We start from the raw sequence: 4,824 nt of genomic DNA, 5'->3' as shown, positions 1-4,824 counted from the left end.
GCCGCGCTGCTGGAGGGGCTGCGGCGGGAGGGGTTCGGGCTGCTGCGGTGGCCGCCGGGGGCCGTGACGCTGCGGCAGCGGCTGGCCTTCGTGCACCGGCGGTTCGGCGCGCCCTGGCCGGACGTGTCCGACGAGGCGCTGCACGCGCGCGTGTACGAGTGGCTGGAGCCGGAACTGGGGCGGGCCCGGCGGCGGGCCGATCTGGCGCGGATCGACGCCGGTCAGGCGCTGGCCCGGCTGCTGCCGTGGGCGTCCGGGGAAGCGGCCCGGCTGGACGAGCTGGCCCCCGAGCGGATCACCGTGCCCAGCGGGTCGAGCATCCGGATCGACTATGCGGACCCCGGGCGTCCGGTGCTCGCCGTCAAGCTCCAGGAGATGTTCGGCCTGCGGGAGACGCCGCGGGTGGCCGGGGTGCCGTTGCTGGTGCACCTGCTGTCCCCGGCCGGGCGGCCCGCCGCCGTGACCGCCGATCTGGCGTCCTTCTGGCAGGACGGCTACCGGGGCGTCCGGGCGGAACTGCGCGGGAGGTACCCGAAGCATCCGTGGCCCGAGGACCCGGCGACGGCGGAGCCGACCCTGCACACCAACGCCCGGCTCAGGCGGTGACCTGCGGCTCGGACCGGGGCCGGCGAACGCGGTCACCTTGTCCCGGCCGCCGAGGAGGTCGCCGCCGCGCAGTTCCTCGCGGTGGATCTCCTCGCCGTAGACGGGAGCGCCGGCGACGGGTTCGACCCAGAACCTGCGGACCGTGGTGTACCACCGGGGGGTGCCGGTGGCGGCGATGCCCTCGGGGGTGATGCCCTCCACGGGCAGGGTCTTGGGGTAGGGGACCTGCGTCCAGGGGATGGTCTGCTCGAAGTAGTAGACCTCCAGGCCGCGGAAGTCGCGGGTGCCCCGGTAGTGGATGGGTGCGGTGGTGCGGGCCTGGGCGTCGAAGTAGGCGGGGTTCCTGGGTGTGGGCGTCGAAGATGTAACGCTCGGGGATGCGGGACACGGTCTCGCCGTCGGGGCCGACGACGTACGTCAGCCCGTCCCGGACGACGACGTCGCGGTCGGTGGTCCGGGAAGGCGTACCAGCGCAGCAGCGGGGACAGTGCCGCGAAGAACACGGCGAGGGCGAGCAGGACCAGGCCGGACGTGCGGCGCATGTCGGCCTCCCTCCCGGGCGGGGCGGTCAGGGGTGGGCGGGCACCGTCGTCAGGAGGGGCTCCGGGGAGGTCTCGCCTTTGCTCCCGCCGAGCGCGGTCAGCGCGAACACCAGGGCGCACGCGGCGGCGAGACCGGCGTCGGCGGCGACGAGGGCACGCATGCGGGCCTCCCCGCGGACGGGGGACGTGCGGGGGACGTGGGACTTTGGACGTGCCGGACGGTACGCGCGGGCGGAGCACGGAGCGTTCCTGACAGGGCGTCAGGTGGCGCGCCGGAGCAGCGGGCGGCCGAGATGAGAGCAGTCCGCGCACGACGACGAGGGCGCCCCTCGCGCGGATGCGGAAGGGGCGCCCCGGTGGCGTCGTGGACGGGGTCCGGACGGGGCTCAGCCGGCGGCGGGCTCCGACGGGGCCGGGCCGGCGGCCGGGTCCTCGGCCACGGTCAGTTCCACCGTGAGGGTGGCGCCGCCCGCGGTGGTGATGCGGAGCAGGAAGGTGCCGGTGGTGTCGTCCGCGTACAGCGGCGGCAGCTTCAGCAGGCCGTCGGCGTCCGTCTCCAGGCCGGTGAGGGTGCGCACCGGCTGGTCGTCGGCGTCCTTGAAGAAGGGTCCCTCGTCGTTCTCGGCGGGTTCGTCGCCGGCGGTGACGAGGGTGGCGGTGGCGGCGACCCGGTCGGCGACGGCCCCGTCGAGGGTGGCCTTCACCTGCACGCGCTGCTCGAACGTGCCGCCGGGCGTGCAGGTCAGCTCCTCCTCACCGACGCGGACGAGGCGGTCGGCGGTGCGTTCGGTGACGGTGGCCCGGTAGTCGAGGGCCGGGACCGTGCGGCCGACGACCGTGGCCCGGACGGTGAAGGACCCGGCCTTCTCGCCCGCGCGCAGCGCCGGTGCCACGGCGACGCCCGAGCTGTCGGTGACGACGGTGGCGACCTTCTCGCCGCCGGTGAAGGTGGTGTCGGTGTCGCCGACGACCATGAACCTGACTCGCACCTTCGCCACGGCCTTCCCGGCGTCCGTCTCGGCGCGGGCGCTGATCCGCTGCGTGAACGCGTCGCCCGCGCGGGCGCTGAGCTCCGCGGTCCCGGCGTGCTCGAGGTGGTGCACCGTGTCGGTGGGCGTCTGCGGGGTGCCCGGCGGTGTCGTGGGCGTGGGGGTGGGCGTCGGGGTGGGCGAGGGGGTCGGCGTGCCGGGCGTGCCGGTGCCTCCGCCCGGCTTGGTGGGCCTGGGGCCGGGCCGGCTGTCGGAGGGCCGGTCGGTCCGGGGCGGCTTCGGCGTGGAGGTGCCGGGAGGCGTGCTGCCGGGGCGCGGGGTGCGGGCGTCGCTGCGGTCCCCGGGCAGGGTCCCGGTGCCGTCCGGGATCTCGTGGGTGCCCTTGCGGTAGTAGTCCAGCCACGACAGGACGGTGTTGTAGTAGGCCGTCGACCGGTTGTAGCTGAGGATCGCCCGTTTCAGGTCGCCCTGGTCGGACAGGTCCCAGCCGAAGCGGCACAGGTAGTGGCCGGCCGCCAGGGCGGCGTCGTAGATGTTGTTGGGGTCCTCGACGCCGTCGTCGTTGCCGTCCCGGCCCGCCCATGCCCAGGTGGAGGGGATGAACTGCATGGGGCCGACGGCCTGGTCGTAGCGGCTGTTGCCGTCGTAGGCGCCGTTGTCGGTGTCCTTGATGAGGGCGAAGCCGTTGCCGTCGAGCTGGGGGCCGAGGATCGGGGAGAGCGTGGTGCCGTCGGCGGTGACCTTGCCGCCGCGGGCCTGCCCGGACTCCACCTTGCCGATGGCGGCGAGCAGTTGCCAGGGCAGGTTGCAGCCGGGCTTCTTCTCGCGCAGCGCCGCCTCGGCCTTCTTGTAGGCGTCGAGGACGGTCGCCGGGATGCCGGCCTCGCTGCTGCCCGCGGCCGGGCCGTTGCTCGCGGAGGGCGCCGGGTTCGGGCTGTTCAAGGGCGGAAGGTCGGTGTAGTAGGGGGAGTTGCCGGTGGCGCTGTCGGCTCCGTCGGCCGCGTCGGGGGTGGGCGCGGCGTCCGCGGTGCTCTGCCGGCCGTGCTGGTCGACCGTCACCCCCGGCGCCTGCGACGCGGACAGGGCCGCGACCGCTGCCGCCGCCACGGCGGTGGTGGTCGCCCCCTTGCGCAGCCTCCTGCCGAAATGCGCCGCCATACAGTGAACCCCTCCCGTGGACGCCGGGACGTCCGTCGACGTGTGTGTCGTGCCCGCCCTGTGTGTGACGATCGGCCCGCCCCACCGGTTGCCCACGACGGCGTGGAGATGCCCGGTCGTTCCCCGTCCACACCCGCTCGGCGTGCTTCCGGCACGGCGACGCTCGCGACCCTACGACAACTTCCTTGGCCCGGACACCTGTTCCTGCCCGATATTCACCGGTTCACCATGTTCGCCGGCGACGGACCGGCGGGCGGGCGGTGCCGCATACTTGGGCTCCGGCCGGCCCGGACGATCACCGGACCGGGCCACTGCCGGTCATCGCCCCACCCGAGGAGCCGAGTTGCCGTTCACGCTGAGCCATGCGGCGGCGGTCCTGCCCGCCCTCCGCGCCGACGGACGCGGGCGCGGACCGCTGGTGCCGTCGGTGCTCGTCGCGGGCACCTTCGCCCCCGACCTGACCTACTACGCGGGCAGCGCGGTGACCGGGGCCATGGAGTTCGGGGACGTCACGCACTCGTTGCCCGGTGTGTTCACCGTCGACGTGCTCCTCGCGTGGGCGCTGGTGGGTCTGTGGCTGCTGGTCCGCGAGCCGCTGGTGGGCCTCCTGCCGCGGGCTCTTCAGGCCCGGCCGGCCGCTCTGCTGCGGTGCGGGACGCCCCGCGCGCGGGTGCGGCCGTCGCTGGTGGCGCGCTGGTACCTGTCGGCGGTGCTGGGCGCGCTGACGCACGTGGTCTGGGACGCGTTCACGCACCTCGACCGGTGGGGGATGCGGGTGTTCCCCGTCCTCGGGGAGGAGATCGCGGGGTCGCCGCTGTACTGGTACCTGCAGTACGGGGGTTCGGCGGTGGCGGCGGTGGTGATCGCCCTCTTCGTGGCACGGGCGCTGCGCCGGATGCCTCCCGGTGGCACTGCGGCCGGGGTGCCGCTGCTGTCCGCCCCCGACCGGTGGGCGGCCGTCGCTCTGCTCGGCGGCTGCGCCCTGGCGGGGGCGGTGCAGCGGGCGTCTCGGTGGTGGGCCCACTGGGGGGCGTCCGCGAAACCCTGGGAGATCATCCCGACGGTGTGCTTCGGAGCGGGGGCGGCGATCATCGTCGCCCTGCCGCTGTTCGCGGTGGCGGTCAGGGTGTGGCGCCGCCCGGCTCCGGCCATCCCGGCCCCTGGAACCCCCGGTGCTGAGGCCCGGAGCCGTACCGCCGCACACTGACGGGGTCGCCGGCCGCCACGAACACCGTGATGGTGCGGACGGGGCGGGGCCGGGGCAGCAGGGTGAGGACCAGCGTGAGGCAGCCGCGGGCCGCCTCCGCCCACTGCCGCCAGGGCAGCGGGCCGTCGGGCAGGGCGGCGGTGGCGGGCCGTACGGTGCCGGCGATGCGGCGGCCGAGGCCGGTGGTGGCGCGCCGCAGTGCGGTCGCGAGGCTGACGGGGATGCGGGCGGTACTCGCGGCGGTCGCGAACACGGGAACCGACGGATGCGCCTCGGGTCCGGGTCCATCGGCGCCGGCCCGGGGCGGGGGTCCCGCTGTGCG

At 75.3% G+C, this 4,824-nt stretch carries 5 protein-coding genes and 1 pseudogene; 2 read left to right on the top strand and 4 right to left on the bottom strand.

Going from position 1 to position 4,824, the window contains the following annotated elements; translation table 11 throughout:
* The coding region (locus tag G3I53_RS16820; RefSeq protein ID WP_164438499.1) for an ATP-dependent helicase C-terminal domain-containing protein at positions 1-606 on the top strand (606 nt) is incomplete at its 5' end.
* Between the two features lie 18 nt (positions 607-624).
* On the opposite strand, the pseudogene G3I53_RS16815 reads toward G3I53_RS16820, so the two are convergent.
* From G3I53_RS16815 to G3I53_RS16805, 3 genes and pseudogenes are all read right to left on the bottom strand, one after another.
* Positions 625-1,148: pseudogene (locus G3I53_RS16815) on the bottom strand (porin PorA family protein); the annotation flags it as partial.
* Between the two features lie 26 nt (positions 1,149-1,174).
* Entirely contained in the window at positions 1,175-1,309 is a 135-nt protein-coding gene (locus G3I53_RS16810) for an SPW_0924 family protein (RefSeq protein WP_164332988.1), read from the bottom strand.
* Between the two features lie 225 nt (positions 1,310-1,534).
* Positions 1,535-3,295, bottom strand: a complete 1,761-nt coding sequence (locus G3I53_RS16805; RefSeq protein ID WP_164438498.1) for a lytic murein transglycosylase — start codon at positions 3,293-3,295, stop codon at positions 1,535-1,537.
* Between the two features lie 343 nt (positions 3,296-3,638).
* Here G3I53_RS16805 and G3I53_RS16800 point away from each other — a divergent pair, with 343 nt between their 5' ends.
* Positions 3,639-4,502, top strand: a complete 864-nt coding sequence (locus G3I53_RS16800; protein ID WP_164332470.1) for a DUF4184 family protein — start codon at positions 3,639-3,641, stop codon at positions 4,500-4,502.
* Here the strand turns inward: G3I53_RS16800 and G3I53_RS16795 are convergent.
* The coding region (locus G3I53_RS16795) for a hypothetical protein (protein WP_164438497.1) at positions 4,417-4,824 on the bottom strand (408 nt) is incomplete at its 5' end. The two genes, G3I53_RS16800 and G3I53_RS16795, sit on opposite strands and share 86 nt — an antisense overlap.

The organism is Streptomyces sp. SID14436 (genome assembly GCF_010548465.1).
Taxonomy (GTDB): Bacteria; Actinomycetota; Actinomycetes; order Streptomycetales; family Streptomycetaceae; genus Streptomyces.
The sequence above is the reverse complement of the archived record's forward strand: the minus strand, read 5'-3'. Positions and strand labels throughout refer to the sequence as shown.